This is a genomic window from Primorskyibacter sedentarius (assembly GCF_004342065.1).
Classification (GTDB): domain Bacteria; phylum Pseudomonadota; class Alphaproteobacteria; order Rhodobacterales; family Rhodobacteraceae; genus Primorskyibacter; species Primorskyibacter sedentarius.
In genome coordinates this window covers 1-2,372 of the sequence record NZ_SLZU01000070.1, presented here as the reverse complement: position 1 = coordinate 2,372, position 2,372 = coordinate 1, and the positions used below count along the sequence as shown (strand labels likewise).

Below are 2,372 nucleotides of genomic sequence, written 5' to 3'. Positions count from 1 at the left end.
TGGCGTTTGTAACTGATCTTCTGTGTCTGCATCAACACCGCCTACGCCCAGATCAATGAACCAGCAACCTCAGGCCCGTTAACGTGACAACACCGCCGCCGGGCTTCAAATGAACCGGGGCGCGGCGAAGCGGCGGCGCCAGATCGGCATCGCAACGGACGGCTATGCGATCATTGCCGACCTGCTGGCGGATGGGCAGGCCCCGGAAGGGTTTGACGCCTGCCATGGACACGCTGCCGGGGGCCTGCCCTACCATTATCACGCCGAAGAAGCCGGTTCGAACCAGATTCTTGGCGGCCTCGCGGCGGAAACCGGCTGCACCCTCGTTGAACGAGAGGTGACTTGTAATGCGAGCAATCGCCCGCCGCGTCCTTGAGACATCAATCAGGCTGATTTGAAAGAGGCCCCGGTGCCATGTGGGGAAGAGACCACAAGATGATTTTGCCCGCCCAGACTGAAACCTCCGCATGGGCCGCACCAAACGGCAACCCGCTGATCACGATGGCGCGGGCCGTCGGGATCGTGGCGGTGCTTTGGTTGGTGTCCAGCCAGGGATACTACTCGTTGGTCGCGGCACTAGGGCTGGAGAGTGGCTATGACGAGGCGCCGGTGCTCTTCACGGCCTACTATCTGGGCTGGGCGGCATTGGCCCTGTGGCTGTTCCGCCCGCTCACTACCGAGCCTCTCGACCACAGCACCATTGCGCGCGAGGTTCTGGTGATGCCGTCGCCCGTATTGCTGGCTCAATGTAACCGAGATACTTGCTCGAAGGAGACCAAGCCGATCCGCAGCGACGCGATAGGCTTCACTTGGACGGCGTGTGCGCAGTTTGTCGTGGCCTACTGAACGCGTCCATAACCATCGATGTAGCATAGACCCCGAGTTCTGATTGCGTCATAAATTCAGGGTGCCTAAGCAGTTCCAGCTTGGCCCGCGCAAGTGCCTCTAACTTACCTCGTTCATCGTCATCGCGCTCTGCGACGGCAAGAAGTGAGAAAAGCCATAGGCTTGTGCGCATCTCTCTAAAGTCCATTACCCAAACCTTCTCGTGTTGTTTCTTTTCTACACGAGACAATCGGTTGGTTAAGCCATCCTAAATGTCGAACATTTAATTTGACCTAGAAACAAATCATCTGTGAGGCCGTTGCTCAGACGACACACCTTGGCCAAGTTCGCGTAAAGCTTGTGCGAAGTTTGAAAATCCCGCCTCCTGCGCGACTTCTGCGGCTTTTTCGCACTTCACTTCGAAGGTTTGTACATCACATTCGCGGCAAATAGCGGCTTTGCCGTTTGCAAAAATACTTTGTGCAAATTTGCTCATTGATGCTTCCTTCAGATTGCCTAAGGGAAGCATCAGAAAGGCCGGTTAATGGATAGTAAATCCGGTGAGAAACCTAGCCTAACAAGCGAGAAACCGCCAAGTTGAATGTGACGCGTGGGACGACGGTCGCTGCTTCGATGTCGGTAGCCTCAAGTCTCGTCCTCGGCACTGGAGGCAGAAAGCGGAGAAGCAGGACCATCCCGATCAGAGGTGGTCCTAGATTTTCGACCAGTTTTCAGCCTTTTTAGTTCACATTGAACAACGTCCAAGCTGCTGATTTTGCGTCATAAAGCGCTGATTTCTTTGGCTTTGAACTGCAGGGTTTCATAGGATTCCATTGGAAACCCTGCAGTTTCGGACCCGCCCCATGAAACACCGCGACCGTGCACCACAACAGGACGATCTCCTGCGGCCTCGGCTGGTCGACATGATCGACATGCGCCACGAACTGGTGAAGCTCGCGGCCCTGATCGACTGGGAGTGGTTCGAGCGGGAATGGGCCGGGTTCTTTCCGTCCAAGGAGGGGCGCCCGGCGACGCATCCCAGGCTGGTGGCCGGGCTGATGTATCTGCAGCATGTACACCGCCTCTCGGACGATGCTGTTATCGCCCACTGGGTCGAGAACCCGTACTTCCAGCACTTCACCGACGAGACGTTCTTTCAGCATCAGGCGCCGATCCACCCGTCGTCGCTCAGCCGGTGGCGGGACCGGATCGGGGAGGAAGGGGCGGAGTGGTTGCTCACGAAATCCATCAAGGCCGGTCGCGCGGTCGGCGCGGTCGATGACAACAGCCTCAGGCGCGTGGCGGTGGACACGACCGTCATGGAGAAAAACATCGCCCATCCGACGGACGCGCGGCTCTACGAGAAGGCGCGGGCGAAGCTGGTCTGCCTGGCGCGGGAAGGCGGCCTGTACCTGCGGCAATCCTATGCACGGAAAGCGCCCCGGCTGGCCACCAAGATCGGCCGGTACGCCCATGCAAGGCAGTTCAAGAGGATGCGCAAGGCTTTGAGAACGCTCAAGGGCTACACCGGCCGGATCCTCCGCGAC

The 2,372-nt window shown here is 58.2% G+C and carries 4 protein-coding genes; 3 read left to right on the top strand and 1 reads right to left on the bottom strand.

Annotated elements, in window-relative coordinates:
* Window positions 1–109: 109 nt before the first annotated feature.
* On the top strand, window positions 110–376 hold the full coding sequence (locus EDD52_RS23475) for a hypothetical protein (protein ID WP_132249019.1): 267 nt from the start codon (window positions 110–112) through the stop codon (window positions 374–376).
* Window positions 377–435: 59 nt separating this feature from the next.
* The gene (locus EDD52_RS23470) at window positions 436–846 is read left to right on the top strand and encodes a hypothetical protein (RefSeq protein ID WP_132249018.1); all 411 of its coding nucleotides are present in this window, start codon (window positions 436–438) and stop codon (window positions 844–846) included.
* Window positions 847–1,129: 283 nt separating this feature from the next.
* On the opposite strand, the gene EDD52_RS23465 is transcribed toward EDD52_RS23470, so the two are convergent.
* The gene (locus EDD52_RS23465; RefSeq protein WP_132249017.1) at window positions 1,130–1,321 is read right to left on the bottom strand and encodes a hypothetical protein; all 192 of its coding nucleotides are present in this window, start codon (window positions 1,319–1,321) and stop codon (window positions 1,130–1,132) included.
* A gap of 367 nt (window positions 1,322–1,688) precedes the next feature.
* On the opposite strand from EDD52_RS23465, the gene EDD52_RS23460 reads away from it, so the two are divergent.
* The coding region (locus EDD52_RS23460; protein ID WP_132249016.1) for an IS5 family transposase at window positions 1,689–2,372 on the top strand (684 nt) is incomplete at its 3' end.